22 protein-coding genes are annotated in these 21676 nt (G+C 45.5%); 10 read left to right on the forward strand and 12 right to left on the reverse strand.

Annotation, left to right across the window (positions count from 1 at the left end):
* Nucleotides 1–91 precede the first annotated feature (91 nt).
* Nucleotides 92–2632: a glycosyl hydrolase family 18 protein gene (locus OCV50_RS15675; RefSeq protein WP_261904833.1), complete on the forward strand. Its 2541-nt coding sequence runs from the start codon at nucleotides 92–94 to the stop codon at nucleotides 2630–2632.
* A gap of 115 nt (nucleotides 2633–2747) precedes the next feature.
* Here OCV50_RS15675 and OCV50_RS15680 read toward each other — a convergent pair whose 3' ends face one another.
* On the reverse strand, nucleotides 2748–3593 hold the full coding sequence (locus tag OCV50_RS15680) for an alpha/beta hydrolase (protein ID WP_261904834.1): 846 nt from the start codon (nucleotides 3591–3593) through the stop codon (nucleotides 2748–2750).
* A gap of 140 nt (nucleotides 3594–3733) precedes the next feature.
* Entirely contained in the window at nucleotides 3734–4324 is a 591-nt protein-coding gene (locus OCV50_RS15685) for a TetR/AcrR family transcriptional regulator (protein ID WP_261904835.1), read from the reverse strand.
* 195 nt (nucleotides 4325–4519) lie between these two features.
* On the opposite strand from OCV50_RS15685, the gene OCV50_RS15690 reads away from it, so the two are divergent.
* On the forward strand, nucleotides 4520–5476 hold the full coding sequence (locus OCV50_RS15690; protein WP_261904836.1) for an AEC family transporter: 957 nt from the start codon (nucleotides 4520–4522) through the stop codon (nucleotides 5474–5476).
* Nucleotides 5477–5600: 124 nt separating this feature from the next.
* Nucleotides 5601–6641: an acyltransferase gene (locus OCV50_RS15695; protein ID WP_261904837.1), complete on the forward strand. Its 1041-nt coding sequence runs from the start codon at nucleotides 5601–5603 to the stop codon at nucleotides 6639–6641.
* A gap of 85 nt (nucleotides 6642–6726) precedes the next feature.
* Here the strand turns inward: OCV50_RS15695 and OCV50_RS15700 are convergent, their stop codons facing one another.
* Nucleotides 6727–7551 carry an AraC family transcriptional regulator gene (locus tag OCV50_RS15700; protein ID WP_261904838.1) on the reverse strand — a complete coding sequence of 275 codons (825 nt, stop codon included), beginning with the start codon at nucleotides 7549–7551 and terminating at the stop codon, nucleotides 6727–6729.
* A gap of 110 nt (nucleotides 7552–7661) precedes the next feature.
* Here OCV50_RS15700 and OCV50_RS15705 point away from each other — a divergent pair, with 110 nt between their 5' ends.
* Nucleotides 7662–8138 (forward strand): YHS domain-containing (seleno)protein, encoded by a 477-nt coding sequence (locus OCV50_RS15705; RefSeq protein ID WP_239839304.1) that lies wholly within the window; start codon nucleotides 7662–7664, stop codon nucleotides 8136–8138.
* An 88-nt stretch (nucleotides 8139–8226) separates the two neighbouring features.
* Here the strand turns inward: OCV50_RS15705 and OCV50_RS15710 are convergent, their stop codons facing one another.
* Complete coding sequence (locus tag OCV50_RS15710) at nucleotides 8227–9693, reverse strand: bifunctional NUDIX hydrolase/phosphatase PAP2 family protein (RefSeq protein WP_261904839.1); 1467 nt, start codon at nucleotides 9691–9693, stop codon at nucleotides 8227–8229.
* 118 nt (nucleotides 9694–9811) lie between these two features.
* On the opposite strand from OCV50_RS15710, the gene OCV50_RS15715 reads away from it, so the two are divergent.
* The gene (locus tag OCV50_RS15715; protein WP_261904840.1) at nucleotides 9812–10435 is read left to right on the forward strand and encodes an START domain-containing protein; all 624 of its coding nucleotides are present in this window, start codon (nucleotides 9812–9814) and stop codon (nucleotides 10433–10435) included.
* 37 nt (nucleotides 10436–10472) lie between these two features.
* On the opposite strand, the gene OCV50_RS15720 is transcribed toward OCV50_RS15715, so the two are convergent.
* The 4 genes from OCV50_RS15720 to OCV50_RS15735 form a co-directional block, all read right to left on the reverse strand.
* Nucleotides 10473–11003: a DNA mismatch repair protein gene (locus tag OCV50_RS15720; protein ID WP_239839307.1), complete on the reverse strand. Its 531-nt coding sequence runs from the start codon at nucleotides 11001–11003 to the stop codon at nucleotides 10473–10475.
* A gap of 8 nt (nucleotides 11004–11011) precedes the next feature.
* Entirely contained in the window at nucleotides 11012–11398 is a 387-nt protein-coding gene (locus OCV50_RS15725; RefSeq protein WP_261904841.1) for an MAPEG family protein, read from the reverse strand.
* A gap of 654 nt (nucleotides 11399–12052) precedes the next feature.
* The gene (locus OCV50_RS15730; protein ID WP_032553605.1) at nucleotides 12053–12520 is read right to left on the reverse strand and encodes a YjiG family protein; all 468 of its coding nucleotides are present in this window, start codon (nucleotides 12518–12520) and stop codon (nucleotides 12053–12055) included.
* Entirely contained in the window at nucleotides 12520–13257 is a 738-nt protein-coding gene (locus OCV50_RS15735) for a nucleoside recognition domain-containing protein (protein ID WP_239839309.1), read from the reverse strand. Before OCV50_RS15735 ends, OCV50_RS15730 begins: the two co-directional genes overlap by 1 nt.
* Before the next feature lie 536 nt (nucleotides 13258–13793).
* Here OCV50_RS15735 and OCV50_RS15740 point away from each other — a divergent pair.
* The gene (locus tag OCV50_RS15740; protein ID WP_239840482.1) at nucleotides 13794–13958 is read left to right on the forward strand and encodes a hypothetical protein; all 165 of its coding nucleotides are present in this window, start codon (nucleotides 13794–13796) and stop codon (nucleotides 13956–13958) included.
* 178 nt (nucleotides 13959–14136) lie between these two features.
* Nucleotides 14137–15573: a sodium:proton antiporter NhaD gene (gene nhaD / locus OCV50_RS15745; RefSeq protein WP_261904842.1), complete on the forward strand. Its 1437-nt coding sequence runs from the start codon at nucleotides 14137–14139 to the stop codon at nucleotides 15571–15573.
* A 94-nt stretch (nucleotides 15574–15667) separates the two neighbouring features.
* On the opposite strand, the gene OCV50_RS15750 is transcribed toward nhaD, so the two are convergent.
* The 3 genes from OCV50_RS15750 to OCV50_RS15760 all read right to left on the reverse strand — a co-directional run bounded on the left by OCV50_RS15750 (nucleotide 15668) and on the right by OCV50_RS15760 (nucleotide 18043).
* Nucleotides 15668–16039 (reverse strand): hypothetical protein, encoded by a 372-nt coding sequence (locus OCV50_RS15750; protein ID WP_261904843.1) that lies wholly within the window; start codon nucleotides 16037–16039, stop codon nucleotides 15668–15670.
* 89 nt (nucleotides 16040–16128) lie between these two features.
* Entirely contained in the window at nucleotides 16129–16614 is a 486-nt protein-coding gene (locus OCV50_RS15755) for a methylated-DNA--[protein]-cysteine S-methyltransferase (protein ID WP_239839312.1), read from the reverse strand.
* A 37-nt stretch (nucleotides 16615–16651) separates the two neighbouring features.
* Nucleotides 16652–18043, reverse strand: a complete 1392-nt coding sequence (locus tag OCV50_RS15760) for a DNA-3-methyladenine glycosylase 2 family protein (protein WP_261904844.1) — start codon at nucleotides 18041–18043, stop codon at nucleotides 16652–16654.
* A gap of 230 nt (nucleotides 18044–18273) precedes the next feature.
* Between OCV50_RS15760 and OCV50_RS15765 the strand changes: the two genes are divergently transcribed.
* The gene (locus OCV50_RS15765; protein ID WP_032553612.1) at nucleotides 18274–18477 is read left to right on the forward strand and encodes a hypothetical protein; all 204 of its coding nucleotides are present in this window, start codon (nucleotides 18274–18276) and stop codon (nucleotides 18475–18477) included.
* Nucleotides 18478–18628: 151 nt separating this feature from the next.
* Here the strand turns inward: OCV50_RS15765 and OCV50_RS15770 are convergent, their stop codons facing one another.
* Nucleotides 18629–19519, reverse strand: coding sequence for a LysR family transcriptional regulator (locus tag OCV50_RS15770; RefSeq protein ID WP_239839314.1), 891 nt, complete (start codon nucleotides 19517–19519; stop codon nucleotides 18629–18631).
* 156 nt (nucleotides 19520–19675) lie between these two features.
* On the opposite strand from OCV50_RS15770, the gene OCV50_RS15775 reads away from it, so the two are divergent.
* On the forward strand, nucleotides 19676–20029 hold the full coding sequence (locus tag OCV50_RS15775; protein ID WP_239839315.1) for a DUF413 domain-containing protein: 354 nt from the start codon (nucleotides 19676–19678) through the stop codon (nucleotides 20027–20029).
* A gap of 467 nt (nucleotides 20030–20496) precedes the next feature.
* Complete coding sequence (gene nagB, locus OCV50_RS15780) at nucleotides 20497–21297, forward strand: glucosamine-6-phosphate deaminase (RefSeq protein WP_032553615.1); 801 nt, start codon at nucleotides 20497–20499, stop codon at nucleotides 21295–21297.
* The last annotated feature ends 379 nt before the right edge of the window (nucleotides 21298–21676 follow it).

Below are 21676 nucleotides of genomic sequence, written 5' to 3' on the forward strand. Positions count from 1 at the left end.
TCGACGCCTCACCTTAGGGGCTGATTCGAAGATACAGCCGATTTAGCTGACCGCTGTGTACTTCAACCACATTCAAGGAGTGAGAGAAAATATGATTCGTTTAAACACGTGTGCGACCGGCATAGCACTAGCGCTATCAGGCACGGCACTGGCCGCACCTACCGCACCAAGCATTGATATGTATGGTTCCAATAACCTGCAGTTCTCAAAGATTGAACTTGCGATGGAGACAACCTCTGGCTACAACGACATGGTTAAATACCATGACAAAGCCAAGATCGCGGTTAAGTTTAACCAATGGAGTGGTACCGCTGGCGATACGTACAACATCTACTTTGATGGTGTAAAAGTAGCGACTGGCGCGATTACTGGTAGTCAAACCACCGCGTCGTTTGAATATGGCCAAGGCGGTTTGTATCAGATGGAAATCGAGGCCTGTGACGCAACGGGATGTAGTAAAAGTGCACCAGCACAAATCACCATTGCCGACACCGACGGTTCTCACCTTGCTCCACTCACTATGAACATCGACCCGAACAACAAGACTTACAATACAGACCCTAACACGGTAGTAGGTACTTACTTTGTTGAATGGGGTATCTATGGTCGAGACTACACTGTCGACAACCTACCAGCTGACAACCTGACCCACATCCTTTACGGCTTCATCCCAATTTGTGGTCCAAATGAATCAGTAAAATCGGTCGGTGGTAATAGCTTCAACGCACTGATGACTGCCTGTAAGGGTGTCAATGATTATGAGGTGGTTATTCACGACCCTTGGGCCGCGTTCCAAAAGAGCTTCAATCAAGCAGGTCATGAATACAGCACGCCTATCAAAGGCAACTATGCAATGATGATGGCTCTGAAGCAGCGCAATCCAGATCTAAAAATCATCCCTTCAATTGGTGGTTGGACGCTATCAGATCCCTTCTTTGACTTTACAACTAAAGCCAACCGAGACACCTTTGTCGCGTCGGTGAAAAAGTTCTTAAATACGTGGAAATTCTATGATGGTGTCGACATCGACTGGGAATTCCCAGGTGGCGGCGGTGCAGCGGCTGACCTCGGCGACCCTGTTAATGACGGCCCAGCTTACATTGCTTTAATGGCTGAGCTGCGCGCGATGCTAGACGAACTTGAAGCTGAAACCGGCCGCACCTACGAACTCACATCTGCAATTGGTGTCGGTTACGACAAGATCGAAGACGTAAACTACGGCGATGCTATCCAATACATGGATTACATCTTCGCAATGACTTACGACTTCTACGGCGGTTGGAACAACGTTCTCGGCCATCAAACGGCACTCAACTGTGGCAACTTTATGCGTCCAGGCCAGTGTGACGGCAGTGGCATTGATGAAAACGGCGAACCATACAAAGGTCCAGCTTACACCACAGACAATGGCATTCAGCTACTGCTTGCGCAAGGCGTGCCTGCAAACAAACTGGTTGTTGGTACTGCTATGTATGGTCGAGGTTGGGAAGGCGTACTTCCATCGACTCTGACTGACCCGAACGACCCAATGACAGGCGTTGGTAACGGTAAGCTGAAGGGCAGCACCGCTCAAGGCGTTTGGGAAGATGGTGTTATTGACTACAAAGGCATTAAAGCCAATATGTTAGGCGCAAATAATCAGGGCATTAATGGCTTTGAATACGGCTATGACGAGCAAGCTGAAGCGCCTTACGTTTGGAACAGAACATCAGGTCAATTGATCACTTTTGATGACGACCGCTCTGTGAAAGCGAAAGGTGCTTATGTGCGCAGCCTTGGCCTTGCGGGTCTTTTCTCATGGGAGATTGATGCAGACAATGGCGATATCTTAAATGCGATGCACGAAGGCTTGGCCGGTGGCACAACTGACCCAGTCAACCGCAAACCAACTGCATCGGCAGGTGCAGACCAATCAGTTGAGGGCCCAGCTTCTGTTTCTCTAGATGGCAGCGCTTCAAAAGACAGCGATGGCACCATTGCAAGTTATGCTTGGTCTCAAGTGAGCGGTACAGCTGTAACTCTGGCTAACGCCAATGCCGCTGTTGCAAGCTTCGATGTTGTAGAAGTGACTCAACAAGAGACGCTTACTTTCAGCCTGACAGTAACAGACAACGAAGGCGCAACATCAACAGACACTGTGGTAGTCACAGTAACACCGAAGAACACAGACCCAGTCAATACGGCTCCTGTCGCGGTTGTTTCGGCGCCTGCTGAGGTGAACGCTGGTGATGTTGTTGTGGTAGACGCCTCAGGCTCAACCGATGCAGACAACGATACATTGAGCTTCACATGGAATGTACCCGCTGAACTTAACGCAACGGTTCAAGGTGCATCTGTGAGTTTCGTTGCTGGTGAATATACGCAAGATACTCTGTTTAACTTCTCGGTTACGGTGAGTGATGGTTCGGAAACATCTGTTGCTTCTACTTCAGTAAAAGTCCTTAAGAAAACAACGGGCGGTAGTACGTGTAGCAATGCTTGGGATGCCAACACTGTCTACACAGGCGGTGACCAAGTGACTCAAGGCAATACGCTTTGGGAAGCGAAATGGTGGACGAAAGGAGATGATCCTTCACAGTCTGGCCAATGGGGAGTTTGGAAAGAAATTGGCCCTGCAAATTGTGCTAACTAAGATCAGTGAAAATCTAGTCTCAGCTAAAACCTAGGCTCAAGCCCAATTAACAAAAAGGCCAATCTCATCGCAGATTGGCCTTCTTCAGATCTGACATTTATCTAGAACGACGCGATTAAATCAGTGCGTCGAAGCTTTCAAAAACTTGCGGGCATTTCATCACTCGACCGTGCCCCTGGCCTTGAGTCGTCACCAAGGTCACTCGCTCCATCTCGTTCGCAGCACGCTCCGACACCGAGTACTTAGTGAACTTGTCTTTCTCATCATGCACGATGATGGTATTGGATTGGCGAAGCGCCAGTTTGCCATAAGGGTCGACCGACTGAATTGGGTAATTGAACTGCTCTTCAACTTCACCAACCACCGCTTCAAAGAGCTTCATTGAGTAACCCGATCGAGCCACGCTGCCGAACAAGTTTTCTAAGTAGTCGAGCACTGGCGCGATCAAAAGAAGTGGCTTGTTCTCAAGCTTAGCGTGTTTGCACTCTAACGCCGAAGCCGTGCCCATACTGTGCCCAACTAAACCAGCAACGTCTTCGATGGTATCTAGAATCGCTTCTAAGCCTTTAACAAATGCTGGAATGTGACCGTACACACCATCACTACCACCATGCGCAGGGTGGTCATAAGCAAGTGCGGTAAAGCCTTTGGCTGCAATATGCTCCATCAGAGGATAAAACTGACTCGCGGTACCAGACCAGCCATGAGTGAGCACCCAAACCGGACCAGAACCAAGTGAGTATGTTTTTAGAACACCGTCACGAGTTGTGACTTCGCCCTTAATTAAACCTTGTGGCTCACTGTTCTTGGGCTCTGAACGGACTGGCGTTAGTAGGAGCTTACGCGCAGTTTTTTTAGCGTGGCTTGGCGCAAGAATGTAGTGCAGGTTAGTCGTCGCACCAATCAAACTGCGCTTGAAACTGAATTTCGTTGAGGTGTTGAAATAAATTTTGTCACTCATGACGGTTCCTTTTGTCCACTCTATAGTGAGTTGGCCTGTTAGCTCAGCCGAAAAAGAACGACCGTGCTTTTTGTTATTTTAAAAAATGGCACCCATCATTGGGAGCCAGTTTGTCTATATTCTGTCTATTTTCTAACGGGTTATCGCTTCCAACTCGCGATTAATCGTTCTACACCATTCCAAAAATGGTCGTGACTCGCCTGTTGACCATGTAGTGAATAGAACAAATTCGCACTCAAGTACAAACCATACAACTCAAAGATGGCCTGTTTAGGTTCTAAGTCGGCTCTAAATTCCTGATTATCAATGGCTTTGGTGATCTGAATCGTCAAGTAATCGATCCAAACTGCGATCGTTTTCTGCAGTGCTTGCTGGATAACCGACTTTTCACTAGCAACATCTTTCCACGCATCGATAAACATACAACTGCCTTGAAAGGAGTGATTCCAACCGAGCCAGTTATCGAGTAGCTGTTTCAGTTTCGCTTCAATATCACCATCACCCAACTCGCGAGCAGGCACGATGACACGTTCAGTGAAAACTTGATTCGAATATTCAAGAACCGCTAACTGCATGTTCTCTTTAGAGTTGAAGTGAGCAAAAAGACCACTTTTCGACATGCCACATTGCTTTGCCAACTCGCCAATGGTCAAACTTTCCAGACCATTTTCACTCGCTAGGGCAAAGGCATGACTTAAAATATGCTCTTTAGTTATTCTTCCTTTACTCATCATTCATCACATAAAATTGAGACCTTTTATTTTTAGCACGTTCGTTCTTTTTTGCAATTATTTTTTGGTTCTGCTCAAAATTTGATTTCTGTGTCGATGTTATTTGTGGAAAAATGCGACAGTACTCAATGCGTTTTAATTCATCGTCGCTTATTGCTGCGATCACTCTTCATAAAAACCTAGCAAGGACTGCACATGACCTCTCTTTGGCAACAATTTGCGTTTTCCGCCTCAATTACTGGGCCTATCTGCTTAATGTTGGTGCTCGGTGTCATGCTCAAACGCATTGGGTTGATCAACGAAAACTTTATCGATGTTGCCTCAAAGGTGGTTTTTCAGGTCACCCTGCCAGCGATGTTGTTCTTAAGCATTGTTCAGTCTGATCATGACTTCGCTGCCAGCGGTAAATTGGTGGTATTCGGCGTCGTCGCTAACTTCCTGTTCTTCCTATTTACGACGCTGTCGACTCGGTTGGCTTTTTCAGAACCAAAAGATCAGGGTGTCATCGTTCAAGGAGGCTTTCGAGCTAACACCGCCATCATCGGTTTAGCTTATGTAGCGAACATTTATGGAAACGATGGCGTTGCACTGGCTGCAATTTATGTCGCCTCTTTGACTGTGCTTTACAACATTCAAGCCGTGGTCGCGCTTACACCCAAAGGACAAGAGTCTGGTCAACAAGCGGTACAAGTTATTGTCAAAACCCTCACCAAGAACCCGCTGATCATCGCAATTACACTTGGCGTCGTGTTCTATGCACTATCGATCCCTGTACCTAAAATGGTCTCTGACGCAGGGCAGTACTTCGCCAATATGACGCTCCCGCTGGCACTTCTATGTACCGGTGGATCGTTAGATATTGGCTCTCTAAAGAAAGAGAAAGCTTCAACTTGGTTTGCCACCAGCTATAAATTGGTACTGGCTCCATTGACCATTACACTCGCGGCGCTGTTTTTTGGCTTTAAAGAACAAGATCTCGGACTCATCTTTTTGATGAGCGCAGCTCCAACGGCTGCCGCTAGCTATGTCATGGCGAGAGCAATGGGCGGTAATTCAACCTTAGCCGCCAATATCATTGCGCTGACAACCGTGATGTCACTAATCACTTGTACCCTTGGCATATTTACCTTGAAAGCAACTGGATTAATATAGCTGCGAGTCGCTTCAAATAAACAGGCTTTGACTGGGTAATAACCGCACTTTCTTTTGATTTAAAGCTAGAGCAAGACACGAGAACACTGCTAACTTCTGGGAAAATTTTTCTAAGAGTCTTGTTATGTCTACCGCTAGTTCAAAGCCGTCCACACATATTGCCAGCCTAGAGTTAGGTCGTGTGGTGGCTATTTTGGCGATCATCGGCTTACACTGCCAAATGGCCCTCTCTTATGCACTAATCGATGAGGTGCCATGGGTAGGCTATGTTCTCAACCAAGCAGCTCGCTTTGCCGTTCCGCTGTTCTTTTTAATTTCTGGTTACCTCATTCAACCCAAGCTCACTCGTTCACCTTGGAGCACATTAACGAGTTACTCCAAGCCGCTTCTCAAGGTTTGGCTGGCCTGGAGCGTCATCAGTTTATTGATGCCGTTTAACTTGGGCAAAGTCATGGAAGTCGGTTACCTCGCAGAGCGTGAAGGTTACTGGAGCTTCCTAATGTCGACACCACTGAACAGCTTATTCGAAGGTGGTTTGGTGCACCTATGGTTCATCCCTGCTCTTATTTGTGCCGTTGCCATTCTCGCACTGCTCATCGAAATGAGCCTAACCAAAGCGATCTTGCCTTTGGCGCTCGCGTTATACCTCTACGGAATCTTGGCTGGTAGCTACGCTCCTCTGACTGAATTGGAAGCGCCGATTTTCACACGCAATGGGCCATTCTTCAGCACGCTACTCGTTGCCATTGGATTCATGATTCGACAAAACAGTTGGCGACTCACTTCAATGCAATCTATTGCGATGGCTGCATTGGGAATGATCATCCACTTTGGAGAGGCTGCTTGGTTGATGGGATTTGACGTCGCATTCAACATCAATGACTTCTTAGCGGGCACAACGCTCTGGGGCACTGGCGTATTCATGTGGCTACTGGCAAACCCAAACATAGGTGACAATCGTTGGATTCGAGCCATTTCAAGCCGAATGCTGGGTATCTATGTCAGCCATCTACTGCTAATCATCGTGATGTTTAATATATGCGGAATACTCGGTATTACAGGTTTGTCGAAAGACATTCTCACTTACAGCATGACGATAATTCTAAGCTTCGGCTTAGTCGTCGCACTTGAGAAAAGCCCATTACGTAGCATATTGCTTCGCTAATTCATTCTCTGATATAGCCTACTCAAAAAACAGCCCCGCTCATTGCAATCAACGAGCGGGACTCCCTTTCCCAATACACTTTTCGTCAATCCAAGCTCTCTTTCAACCATTGCCTTGGCGATACACCTGCGACATGCTGGAAAGCGCGTGAGAACCCTGAATAGCTGGTGTATCCCACCTCATCGGCTACCCAGTTAATCGGCTTATTTTGTAGCAATAGCGACTGAGCAACGGACACACGCCATTTCTGCACATAGTCCCCCGGAGTCTCCCCGACTTCGCGTTTGAATGTTTCAATGAACTGAGTGCGAGACATTGCAGCAAGAGAGGCCATCTCAACCACAGAATAGTGACGCGCCGGAAGCTGATGTATAGCAGACACCACCGATGCAAGGCGCGGGTGAGCAAGTGCAGAAAACACACCTTTGTTTATCTTCTGCTCCTCAATCAGGTGTCGAAAGATCAGCGCCATCAAGGCATCGCTCAACCTATCCATTAAATATTGCTGACCCGAAGATTGCTGAGTCGATTCGCGAAACAGCGCATCAATCACGTGGCTTAAATTTGGGGCGCTTTTAAAAGGAATGACAATCACCTCTGGCAACGCAGACAACAAGGGGTTTGTCTGACCAGAACGATATTCGACACTAGCACATACCAATTCAGCCCCCTCCCCAACACCTTCTATTGCGTGCGAGGTGTTGTTTGGTAGGTACACAATACAGGGCTCAGAAAGTTGTTTAGGCTCACCACCATTTCGGGCTAACACTAACTCACCACGAGTTAATACATGTAAATGTCCTTGTGTGCCTTGTTCCCCATTAAAAGACGACACTCCACACAAACGACCAGAGTAAAAAACACCGGTGCGTATCGAAAAATATTCCATCAGTTGTGACAACAGGTCCATAGCATCTCCGAACGATTCGCCTACTTTTTAGGTCTTTTGTCTCTCTATAGACCGGACAAGTCCGCTAATTTATTCATACAAGCTAACCAAACAGAGACAAGGAATACGCTATGTCACCTATCAAATCAGCAGGTAAAAAATTCACTCTTGCAGCAGCACTAATTGGCGCGAGTTTTTCAGTGATGGCAGCAGATATCGACATGAGCGTCGATAGCAATGATTTGGCGATTAAAGGCTATGACCCTGTAGCCTACTTTACGGATGCAGGCGCAGTACAAGGTTCACCTGAATTTACGGCCACCTATAAAAATGCCATTTATCAATTTGCGAGCAGTGAAAACCGCGACCAGTTTCGTGCAGATCCACAAGCGTATGCACCTCAATACGGCGGCTATTGTGCATTTGGTGTGGCAATGGGTAAGAAGTTTGAAACAGACCCTAACGCATGGAAAATTGAAGACGGTAAGCTCTACTTGAACTTAGATAAATCTGTTCAAAAACGTTGGTTGGAAGATACTCAAGTATTTATTCAAGATGCCAACACCAACTGGACAAGCATCAAGACTGTTGAGGCTGACAAGCTTTAAAAAGACACCGCTTTTCACTTCCTGCCTTTTAATCAAAACGGAAGAGTATGACTCTTCCGTTTTTTTCCCTTTAGATGAATGTGCCTCTCTAACAATGCTTAAAGCGTCGAGTGAGATAAGGCGAACCCACTAAGATCCAGAGCACCCCAATCAAAATAGCCAGTGCATTCACCGCTAAGAGTACGATACTGGTTGTTGCAGACGAGACTAAAGCCATGCTCACTCCTGCAATCACCATCACACCGATTATTGAAGCAATAACTTGCTGCCAAGGGTTAAGTTTCAAAACGTTCGATTGCTGATTATTCATAAACAAAGAAATGAACAAGCCAAGCGCGGCAAACCAAGCAAACACATAGAGAGGCTGCAACAGTTGTAAGGTACCAAAGAGATAAACCACCAGTAACAACAGCCACAAACGCTTCGATTCAACTAACCGCTTCTGATCTGCGCCTCTAAATTGGTAGACCTTCAACGACAGTAAAGCAATCAAACCACCTAAGCCGATTCCGGCGATAATGTCTGTCGGGTAATGAACACCCAACCAAACCCTAGCTGCGCCAGCAAGAAGCGACAGTGCAAACCAACTGACAATCGCTGTACTTGGACTGATATAGCCATGCTGTTCACCTCGCTTTGTTATCCAACCTAGTAACAACCCGACAACTGCCGCCGCTTGGGTTGTGTGACCACTCGGAAAACTAAATCCGCTGGCTTGAGCTTGCTGCAAGCTTGGAAGCAGATAGAAAGGACGTGGAATGGCGAAACCCATTTTTAGAAGGTTGACGGAATAAGCCGTGGCGAGCAGTGCAAAGGCAAGCGTCAGACCATAACGTAGGGGCAACAATAATAAGAACAGCACCAGTAATCCGACCGCAAATGCCCCTTCACCTAAGCCATTACCAATAGTGAGTAAGCTACCGATGATTGGCATTGATTTAGCCCAAGCTTGAAAAGAGACCATAAACGGTAATTGCTCTGTATGAAGTTCACTTGCTCCATTGATCAAGTCCTCGAGCACATGAAAAGCGCTGGTGTGGCTCGTCTTGATCCAAGATTTTAGAGCGTCGCTATCACTTGGATAACGGTACTTATCAACAACAGATGGCGTTAAAGGCGCAAGGTAAACCTGACGAATTTCTTTACCAAAGTGCTTGGAGTTAAGAGCAGGGATGATTTTCGCACCGAAACGGTTCTCGATAGCAGGGTCTATATAACCAACACTCTCTTTGGACTGGCAAGCAAAAACAACTCGATTGTCGTCAATATCAAGCCGCTCTCCCACATCGACAGTTATCCCTGTCTCTTCGAACGTTTCTCGTTTCGCGGCAGCCTGAAATGTCTCATCACTATCAATATAACCACCGGGCAAAGAAAGCGTGCGCGTCAGGTAATCTTGAACAAGAACAACCTCACCATCACTATTACGAATGACGCAAGTCGCACCTTTGGGTTGATAAGGCTTAACCTGCTGTGAATCCTGATTTGGTTGAGCAAAGACCGACAAACTGAGTACGCTGATAAAGACGAAAAGTGGCAGTAACGCATGTTGCAAAATAAAGCGCCCATAGTTGTAATAATTAGGTTGCTATTATGTTCCAATAAAGCCTCTCTGTTCCAGCCAAGTTTAGCTATACTCGGACTTAATAAGTCTTTATTTTTCAGGAAGAAGAATGACTCTACTCCGGATCTTTGTAGTTAGCCTTTTCACCTATTCAACGCTTGCTTTTGCCACACCTTGGGCCTTTGTAAAAAGCGAAGATGGCATCACAATCCACAAACGCGACCACGGCAATGGCTTGGTAGAAGTTCGAGCTCAAATGCAGGTCGAGACCAGCTACTCCGGATTCTTGTTGTTACTAGAAGACAGCGACAATGTGCCCAACTGGATCGATAATGTGTCCCACAGTGAAGTGCTGATGCAGATCTCCGCTAACGAAAACATTGTCTATACCCAATTCAAAGCTCCATGGCCGGCTCGTGACCGAGACATGGTTACCTACTCCAAATACGAGGTCGAAGAAGGACAATTTACTCTGACGATCAAAGACGCGTCGAACTACCTTGCAAAGGAATCTGGGTATATTCGCATTCGCGACGTGGACGCTATTTGGACTCTACAGCCGCTCACTAACGGCTTCACACACATCAACTACACAGCCTATGTGAACGCAGGTGGGATACTGCCTGATTGGCTAATGAATCGCTTGTCAGCCAACAACGCTTTTAGCACCTTTCAAAAGCTCAGAAATCAGCTTCCAAAGTACCAAGGGAAACAGCACCCAAATTTAAATTAATAACGAATCAATACAGGTCGTCAGAAAGCTCACTACCCTAACTTCGCCTTGCCAAATCGCGAGCGAGAATCAAAGCTAAGCCAAAGATTTGCAGAAAAAGGGCAATGTTTTTATAGAGCGTCATTTGCTCTTCTAGAGCCTGAAGAAGCTCGGATAGGGTTAGATTATCGAGATAAAAATCATCAATGCGTGTCCGTTGCGATTGCTGAGCTTGATTAATCATCATCATAATCTGAGAAAGGTTTTCAACGGTGATCTCAGGCACCTCTCCGCTCACCCACACACCTAACTGGCCTCGCATCGCTTCCTCTAACTCAGGTGTGACCGCAGAGTTGGATGAGGTACTGATGTCCATATGTAGCAGCATGGATTCTCGCTTACGTTCTAACGTCTCTATAGTGTTCCACGCCAGCTGAATAGAGTAGATATTACCCTGCTGACGCTCGCGATATTGGGCTTGCTCAACCACCATTTTGTCGAGCACTAGGCTCGACACAACAATGGCGAGAATGTTGAGCACCAAGCCGGCTAATACGATCATCCATGGTGGAGGGAGGCGTAACGCCATGGCTATCCTTACATAAGTTTATCAAATGGCAGATAAACCAAGTTTAGGACAACCAGAGACACCATGCTGCCAAAGGTTAAATACATACCTTGTTTTCGGCCTTTTAGGCTGCGAGCAAGAATGCTCTTCCCGTGAATGATACGCCCCGCGATAAAAGCGATGCCGATGATATGAATCAACCAGACATTGACACCGTTAAACTCTAACAGCGCCATTAAAATCACAGTTATCGGGATATAGTCCATCGCATTACTCTGTGCAGATCGCGCGATTTGCAGCGATTCGACACCACCATCAGCATGGGCGACCTGATTCTTCCTTCTCTGCTTGATCACCTCAACGGCTAACCAGAGCATAATGAGGGCGAGTATAGACGCGTATAACGCTGTAACCATGATATTTCCTTATCTTCAATAATAACTGACGAGTATAAGCCTTCTTGATTCAGTCAAGCTTGCTCATCTCCTTGTAAGAGATCTCTCACAACCGACGTAAGAGATCTCAAATAAGCTTCGCAGAATATACTCAAAAAACAAACTCAACTTATTGTTTTCTAATGAACAGCGCACAAATCTTTCTAATTATTGAACTGAATTATAGTTTTGCTCCATTGCGAGTGAAGTCACAAGAGTGTTTAATTAACTTGTCGACAGGGAGTTGGCAGGAACAGGAAAAGCCTAATGGATTGGGTATCTTCAGGATGAAGATTTGATAGCACAGGAAGGGTTATCAGCAAGGAAGTCACACTCTAGGATGAGTTGCTTATCAGGATGATAAGGTCAGGACACCGCTAGGAAGGCGATGAATTGGATAGGTTAATGGAGTTAACCAAGTCAAGGAACGATGCAGGGAGCATACGTTACCTTATTTAAGAATAAATAAGAGACAACGTTGGTAGCAGGAAGGCTACGAAAAAGAACAGACCCCGTTTGGTGTAAGCCAAACGGGGTTTCTCTATTTTAGGGACTCGATAAAAATCACCAATATAACGCTTCGCCTTTTGTCGCGTTCAATCTGATTCATTTCTTGGTCTCTAAATAGTCAGTCGGCTATAAAAGTACATTCATGACCAACATCGCGCCGAACGCATTCAATACAGAGATAGCAATCATCACTGGAATATAACGGCCTTCCGTACCGATAGGTCCCATAATACGTCCCATGTATTGCACTTGAGAGCCCATTAGATAAATCGCAGGCGCTAAGATCGCAATGTGAGTCCCGTTTAAAATACCTTGGTCAAACAGCGTAATAACAACGCCCACAGCGCCGCCCATCGACATCCAAGCTCCGATTAGTACTGCAGCGGCTTCACCCGGAAGACCAAACACAGCCATAATAGGGGCGAACACACTGCCCATCAGATCGAGTGCACCAGTGATTTGCAATGCCTTGATGATCACAAAGGCCATCAGCACGTTTGGCAGGGTCGACGTAGTCGCGATCACCCAGCCTTTTTTAGCACCTTCAACGAAAATATCCGTCACCATAGGTTTCTTTGCTTTTACTTCGCTCATTATGCTGCCTCCTCTGTCATATTTTGTTTTTTATTGGAGTCCGACTTATCTTCTTTGCCCTCTGTGATATTTAGATAAATACGGAATAGGTTGGCACCAACAAACTTAAAGACAAACATCACCGCAACAGCAAGGCCGATCGAAGATGAAACCGCTAATGAACCATCGATCGTGGTGAGGGTGAACAGCACGGCACCAGAAGAGAAAAAGTTTACAATGGCAGCACCAGCCGTGAATTGGAACATGGTAAACACATCGGTTTCACGCTTAGTCAAATGCCCCTCGTCTTTGAGCTGCCTAGTCATAGCGGCCCCGGCATCCGTACTTTGTAAAGACGCAATCAAGGCTAGGCCCGAATTACCTGGAATCCCCATCAATGGACGTAGAAGAGGTGTTAACAACTTGCGAGCAGCCTCTAGTGCGCCGTAGTGTTCAAGGACATTAATCATTCCTAACGCAAACATCACAGTTGGAATCAAAGTCAGCGCGAAAATGAAACCGTCACGCGCGCCACTGCCGCCCTTACCACGTAGTGATGTGGTGGCAGCTTGGACGCCGTCTGCTGTCTCACTGACATCATAGGCGACCTTACCGAACGAACCATTTAGCGTGGTAAAGTCAAAAACGCCATACCACTCATTAGATTTGAGCAGGCCGGAAAAGAACACTATCGCGAATGCGAGAGCTATATAACAACCAATCGTCACTTTACGATCGGTTTGAGCAGGATTAGTCATAATTGCCTCTATACATCTTGTTTATGTGGAACAGAACACGTATAGATAGTGCAAAGTAATGCACATTGAGATAATGACCAAAATCAAGAGAGCAATAATATTACCCAATCAAACATAAGCAAAATATAAAACTGTGAATTAGCTTAAATTGCAGGTTATGAGGCTATATATTATTTAATAATTAGAATACAAAACCAATTATTGATAGAAAACAAACCATAAACAATTGCCAACATTAAGTATCAACTTCCTCAATTTAAATAACACTCCGTTCTCATTATCTCTGAAAGTCATGTGCGAGATCTCTTACACTAAATTTCACTAAAATTATATTTCCAATACATTACATACACTTAGAGTATGAGACTAAACCCCAAACAGACCGTACAGAGCACTGAATAGGCACTATTTACGAGCTTGATGATGCTGAGCCTTAACAGCAAAGATATGAGCTCAAAGTGAAATTTCAGCGTTCATGGCTGCTATAGACTGCGATCAGCCAATAGGAAGGAAAGAGAGCAGTGGTTATTATGGAAATGAGAACATTAAAATACCAAGTAATGGGCAAAGGTATGTGGATCAGTGCAACTGTTTCACGTGTTGTCGCTGACAAACTTGCGCTGGAGTACCAATCTTACGGTTGGCCCGTTGAAGTGTGTACCGTTGATCAAGCTGTCGTTTTTGATCGCAGTGCTGCTTAATATTGGCAACCACAGATAAAGCTCTATCAACAAATGAGTTGGTAGAGCTTTTTCATTTTTATCTCTAATACGATTCACTAATCTCTTGAATTATTAAGAGTTCTATCACACTACGCAGCCATATTTAGGTCTACGCTTTTACGCGTACAGACTCATCTAATTTCATGGAGCGTAAATTATGGCAGGCACAAAGATCTTCGTCTTTCTCTTGGCGATTCTTCCCTCTTTATCTTTTGCCAGTGAGACAGGAACAACTCACGCCCTCAATCTCACTCAGTCTTCAATTGGCTATCTGTGTCTGGCCATTTTCGTTATCGCCTACGTGTTTGTGATGATGGAAGAGTATCTGCAATTGCGAAAATCGAAGCCAGTTCTGCTCGCAGCTGGCCTCATATGGATTGCGATTGGCTTAACCTACCAAAACCATCAACAAATTGAAGTCGCCCAACAAGCCTTAGAGCACAACCTTTTAGAATACGCAGAGTTGTTACTGTTTCTACTTGTGGCTATGACCTACATCAGCGCCATGGAGGAGCGTCGCCTATTCGATGCGCTGCAAGCATGGATGGTGGGAAAAGGCTTTAACTACCGTTCACTGTTTTGGCTCACCGGTATTCTGTCGTTCTTTATTTCTCCAATTGCCGACAACCTAACCACTGCGTTATTAATGTGCGCTGTGGTTCTCAAAGTCGCAGGCTCAAACCCGAAATTTGTTAACCTTGCCTGCGTTAATATCGTGATCGCGGCCAATGCGGGCGGCGCATTTAGCCCGTTCGGTGACATCACCACACTTATGGTTTGGCAAGCGGGCTATGTGAGCTTCTCGGAGTTCATGCCATTGTTTATCCCATCAGCAGTCAACTACCTCGCTCCTGCGTTAATTATGTCTTACTTTGTTCCGACCACGCAGCCAGACACCGTCCACCAGCATGTTGAGCTCAAACGCGGTGCAAAGCGCATTGTATTTCTGTTTATCATGACCATAGCAACCGCCGTTACCTTCCACGCTGTGATTCATTTCCCTCCAGTGATCGGCATGATGATGGGGCTAGCGTATCTGCAATTCTTTGGCTTTTTCTTGCGCAAAACGCTACCCAAATCATTGGCGAAGAAGAAAGCAATTGCGATTGCCAACCATGATGAAGCGGCACTCAAACGCTTAGGTTCAGTGGTGCCATTCGATGTGTTCAGACGTGTATCTCACGCCGAGTGGGACACACTGTTGTTCTTCTATGGTGTTGTAATGTGTGTGGGTGGTTTGAGCTTGCTCGGCTACTTAGAACTAGCATCAGGCGTCATGTACAGCCAATGGAACCCGATTTGGGCCAACATCATGGTGGGTATCCTCTCTGCGATCGTCGACAATATTCCTGTGATGTTCGCAGTGCTATCCATGGAGCCAAGCATGTCGATTGGCAACTGGCTTCTTATCACCTTAACGGCAGGGGTTGGGGGTAGCTTGCTTTCGATAGGCAGTGCTGCTGGTGTCGCTTTGATGGGGGCAGCGCATGGCAAATACACCTTCTTTGGTCACCTAAAATGGATGCCTGTTATCGCGATCGGTTATGCCCTCAGCATTGCCGTACACCTCGCAATGAATTCGAGTCTGTTTTAAAACCTAACTTGATCACAGGCTAAAAAGACAAAAGCGCGGTAAAGCGCTTGAAATGGAGGTATTCGCCGAGTGGGTTCGTTAGCAGCTCGGCGAATTACTGTTTCGATTCAGGGACTCGTGTCCAAACGTTGCTCAATTGAAGGCCCGGACAGCCGTTGCAAGTCAGCTTTCTTCCATCGTTGTGAATGCGCATCACTAACCCTGGACCTATTTTGCTGCTCGCTGAGTTTAGTTCGATACTGATCAAATCATCGTCGACGCTGTAGTCGCGAGTGATGCTGATATCCGTGGTTTGGTAGCGTACTTTGCCCGATTCAAAGATCAAATAGCTCTCGTTTTCCGGGTTTTCATACATACCGCTGAATAGGACCAATTGAGGAACCTCAAATGGTTTCGTTGTCTCGCTCAAACACCCAGTCAATAAAACGCTACTACACCCAATCGCCGTAATAAATTGTCGGTTCATAGAGTTTTCTATTTTTATATTTCTTTATTAAGTTTTTAAATAATAAGCAGTGATTTATATAAATACCAGAAAACAATAAGAGCATTTATTCAACTAATTGATAGAATGCCTTCTAATTTCAACAGCGCGGACTTTCTTTCGACACCGCCCGCATAGCCGGTCAGTTTGCCGTTTTTACCAATAACGCGATGACAAGGCACTATGATAGAAACTGGGTTCTTTCCATTAGCCAAGCCGACGGCTCTGACCGCTTTGGGATTGCCGATTTCATCTGCAAGCTGTTGGTAGCTCCATGTTTCACCAAAAGGAATACGCGTTAGAGCTTGCCAAACTGACTGTTGGAATGGCGTCCCTTCGGCTGCAATTGGTACAGAAAAATGGTCTCGCTCTCCGGCAAAATATCCATCTAGCTGTTGCTTAGTTTTCTCAAACAACGCAAAACTATCATCTTGTATGCCCAGATCTTCTGGCTTAGTGGTATGCGTTTCAAACCAAATACCCAATAATCCTTCATCGCAGCCTTGTATCGTCACAATACCCAGTGGGCTGGTGTAATAAGTAAATCGTTTCATCATTGTCATTCGTTCTCTTAACGGTGCTTCACCGCGAAATTTAAAAATGGCTCCAGCAATGGAATGTTGCGTAGCTACCCCATGGTGAGACCTTACTTGCTGTCACGGTAGGGTGTTGATCGATGTATTTCTTCACGATTAAATCACCTGTGAGCAGGTGATCCGGTTCGCTCAAACCTCTCAGTAATGCGTACTGTACTGTCCAAGGGCCAATGCCTTTAATATCGAGCCATTGGCTTGGATGTTGATGATTGTTCTCAACCATATAAACCGCAAATCTGTGTAAGGTATCTTTTCGACTCTGCGGCATTCTTAAAAAGCTAATGTCAGCCTGAGCAACTTGTTCAGGCGTTGGAAAATAGGTCGCTTGTTCTTTTGGTGACAACTGCTTGGCCAGCAAATTCAATTGACCTATCGCCGCTTTCACCGACACCTGCTGCCCCAAAATAGCGCGCACACCGGCTTCCCAAGGCGACCATACTCCAGGAATACGAATACCGGACTCTTGGATCAATGAGGCGTCGACATTGCCTAGGTGCGCTTCAACTCGATTGATGTCGACATCGAGATCGAACATTCGACGGATTTGACGAATCAAATTTCTCAACTGATTCATCTGGCTGAGTTCGAACTCAACTTCCAGCACATTGGTTGGGTGTTTGCTGCTCTTAACGCAACGAATACGAAACCACCCTGTCGCCTCATTGATGATTACCGTTCGTTGATAGTAATCCTCCCCGACTTCCTCAACACCCTCAATCATACGTTTGCGATAAAAGTTCAACATGTGCTGCCAGTTAATCGTCCCTTTCATGGGTAAAGACACAATATTGGTCGTCGCGCTGTAAGATCCGGACTTTCGGATCTGTGATGGAGACAATTTCAGCACCTTAAGAAAGGCATCATTAAATCGGCGTGTACTCTTAAATCCACAAGCAAACCCAATATCAGTAATGCTCATCTGACTATTATGCAGGAGCTGCTTTGCAAACATGAGTTGGTTATAGATTGCGTATTGCTTAGGGGAAACGCCCATATATTTACTGAATAAGCTGCGAAGATAGCGGTCTGAGATGCCTAAGCGCTGACACAGAGCCGCACTGTTACCTTCGGCTAAACCACCTTCTTCAATCAGCTTTTGTGCTCTGAGAAAAGTCGTCTCAACGCCCTTCCAAGCTGGCGAGAAAGGGACGCTATCTGGGCGACAACGCAGACAGGGGCGATAACCCGCTTGCAGTGCCTGCGCTTGATTCGAGAAATATTCGACGTTTTGTTCTTTCGGTGGCGAAGCTGGACAGATGGGGCGACAGAAGATCCCTGTCGTCTTCACGGCAATAAAAAACAGTCCATCAAAGCGTGCATCTCTCGCAAGGCGCGCTTGTTGACACTGAGCACTGCTCAGATCGCTGTATTGATGAATCTTGCCTTCCATATGCCTACCTTAAAAACCATAACACTAAGTGATGAGTTAAAGTGTAACGACAAGCGAAACGAACGCTAGCCATTTTCGGAAGTGAATATGCATTAAATTGAATTTTTTAATTTGCTTTTGGCAGAGTTCAACTACCCTTAAGAGGGAAGAGAGGGTTCTCTCGCAACGTCACAGCTGTCACTTGGCGCTTAAGATGCCGAGGCTAGCTGAATAACAAGGATAAATTGGCTATGGATCTGCACACCTGTCGCATTGTTCTCAAGAACAAGCAAGTTCTCACCTGTCAGTCTGTCGAACAGTCTCTTGGCTTTCTCGAAGATACTTCGCAAAGCGGCATCTCAATGATTGAGATTGACGCCACTGACGGTCATCAAATCCACTCTTACATGTCTCACTCGTTAGAAGAGTCTATTGAGAACTTAATGAATTTATGACATCTCTCATGTGTCGCTCGCCTTCGCTGGCTTAAAACTATAATGGCTCTCAATCGGGAGCCATTATTTCTTTATCTATCTATTTCTAAGAGTCTATGAGTCTGAGTACTCAGCCTTTTGACCAACTTCTACCAATCACAACCCAAACGGGCTATTCAGGCGCAATCTCAGCGGCTTGCTGCAGGGTATAGGCTGTAGATGGGTCAATCTCTTTAACCAACTCTTCCACCTGCATGATTGCATCCACCGAAGTACTCGATTTACGGTAGCTCAGATAAATCGGACGATACCAATCTTCTACCCCTTTTACCTTGTGCAGCTGACCTGACTCAATAAAGGGTTCAACCAAAGATACTGGAAGATACGCACTGCCGCCTTTTTCTAGAATAAAGTCCAGCGCTATACGCGCTGTTGATGTGCGTAGATAAGGAGCTGGCACTTTTGGGTGTCGCTCTGCATGCTCTGAGCCGAAACGCGTTCCCCAATCCACATAGACGTATTTGTTTTGGAATACGCTTTCAAGGTCGTCGGGCTGTGTCGATACCAAGACGAGAACTAAATCCGCGACCTTTTTGCAGTTCAGCTCCTCCGCTTTGATCTGATCGAAAGCAAAGGCCATATCCAGCGTGCGCTCTAGCAGATTTCGGTTGAGTTGCTCGCGACCCATAACCTCAGCCATAAAGCCGTAACCACCGAAAGAGTCTGTCACTACACTCAAACAGTTCTGCAAGTAAGCATCCCAGATATTTGGTGTACCGCCCAAGGTTAATTGAAGCGCCTTACCACTCTCTAAAGAGAGTTCAAACTTAGCCTGTTGAAGCGTTGAGACCATCACTTCTGCATAGCCTATCAAACGCTCACCAGAGGAAGTCAGCTTAATATTGTTGCGATCACGTATAAAAAGCTGAGTATCAAAATAGCCTTCAAGCTGTTTGATACGGGCACTCACGGCCGCTTGTGTTAAATACAAGTTTTCAGCAGCACGACCAAAATGGCGCACCCTTGCAACCTCAAGAAAGGTTCTAAATACTTTCACATCCATCAAATACATCTCTGTAATAAATCTGCTAACTAGCAGATCTAGGATTGTTTATCGTAAGGGCAAAAAGGTTTTGTTTTCCATTTTTCCCTTTTAACAATATTTTCGCGTGAGCAACAAAAACACTAATTTCAATCCAACCACATTACTGAGGCTGTTATGTCTGAGACCGAATTCCGACACGGAAAAAAACGTTTTTATGACACCAATAAATTCCCAAGAGGGTTTGCTAAGTCAGGTGATTTTACTCTTGTCGAAGAAGAAATCCTAACCTTGTTTGGTGATACCATGCTAGCACTTGAATCGGGCGAACTTGCACCGACGAATGCTGAAGAAAAACACTTTGTGAAAGTGTTATCGCACCCTCACAAGGCGAAGTCTAAGTTAGAGCGTGTTTGGTTGAAATACATCCAGCTTGCTCGCGGGCGTCGTCGCTTCCACACTCTTAATGGCTGCAAACGTGGCGACGTACCAAGAGAAGAGTACGACAGCGAGTTAGTGTTGGAAGATTAATCTTCTTAGCTCAAGGTGTTTCCACGCCTTGAGCTTACTGACCTACGTACGCCCTCTACAAGTGTAGCGAATAAGCGCTCCTTTACAATATTTTTATAAATTTCATAATGATAGCGAGATTCTTCTCATTATCACGCCTCTGCGCGCCTCAAGCTTAAAGCAACCGAAAACTCTTCACTTATCATTCTAAACAGCAAAAATAAATTTCGTTTTTTTGAGCTCGCGTTTTGCGACAAATCAAGAGACGATAATTCAAACAAAAACTCCTTTTATGACAAGCAGATGAAGCTTGTTTAACGATGATAAATATCCCTATATATATTGTGCAATTTTGAGACTTACTGTCACAGATATCATTAAAAAACTAAAAATTTGACCTAAAACAATGGCAGAAACAGATCACTTATTTTATAATGCGAATTAATGTTTCAGCACACTATAAATTATTTATCTTAGGGGCTACAAAAATGAGACTTATTCCTTTAAACAACGCGGCACAAGTAGGTAAATGGGCAGCTCGTCACATCGTTGACGCAATCAAAGCATTCAACCCAACAGCTGATCGTCCATTCGTTCTTGGTCTACCTACTGGTGGCACACCACTAACGACTTACAAAGAGCTAATTGCGCTATACAATGCGGGTGAAGTTAGCTTTAAAAACGTTGTTACATTCAACATGGATGAGTACGTAGGTATCGATCCTAACCACCCTGAGTCTTACCGTACTTTCATGTACACAAACTTCTTCAACCACGTTGATATTCAAGAAGAGAACATCAACCTACTAGATGGCCAAGCAGAAGACATCGACGCTCACTGCGCAGCTTACGAAGAAAAAATCCGTTCTTACGGTAAAATCAACCTGTTCATGGGCGGTATCGGCATCGATGGTCACATCGCATTCAACGAACCAGGTTCTTCTCTAGCATCTCGTACTCGTATCAAGACGCTAACTGAAGAGACTCGCATCGCGAACTCTCGCTTCTTCGACAACGACATCAACCAAGTGCCAAAATACGCACTAACTATCGGTGTTGCGACTCTACTAGACGCTGAAGAAGTAATGATCCTGACTATGGGTCACAACAAAGCGCAAGCTCTACAAGTTGCTATCGAAGGTTCTGTAAACCACATGTGGACTGTTACAGCGCTTCAAATGCACCGTAAAGCTATCATCGTTGCTGATGAGCCAGCTCAACAAGAGCTTAAAGTTAAGACTCTACGCTACTTCCAAGAGCTAGAAGCTGAGAACATCCAAGACCTATAATCTCAGGTTTTGTTGAAACGAAAAGCCACCTCGGTGGCTTTTTTTGTGCCTGCTATTTGCCACCTACCGATAGAGTAAATTCAGAGAGAAGTGAGACTAGCGGAGACAAAGTCAACTGCGTGCAAAACGCCAATGGCAGTGAGAAGTCATTCTGAAAACAGTGAAGTAGCGAAGATAATGAAGAAAGATAAGAGCGAGAATAAATAGAAGAAAGCGAGCTTTCCCTAACTCAAGTTGGCAACCTATAGGGGAAGGTTGATCTAAGCCGAGCTGACTACACTCAAAGGCTAAAACTCAAAGAAAGGGAAAGCGGTGCAATTAGATAAATGAAATAACCAGAATCGATGGCTTAAGCGACCGAAAATAGACAGCTGAAACG

The organism is Vibrio fortis, assembly GCF_024347475.1.
GTDB classification, from domain to species: Bacteria; Pseudomonadota; Gammaproteobacteria; order Enterobacterales; family Vibrionaceae; genus Vibrio; species Vibrio fortis.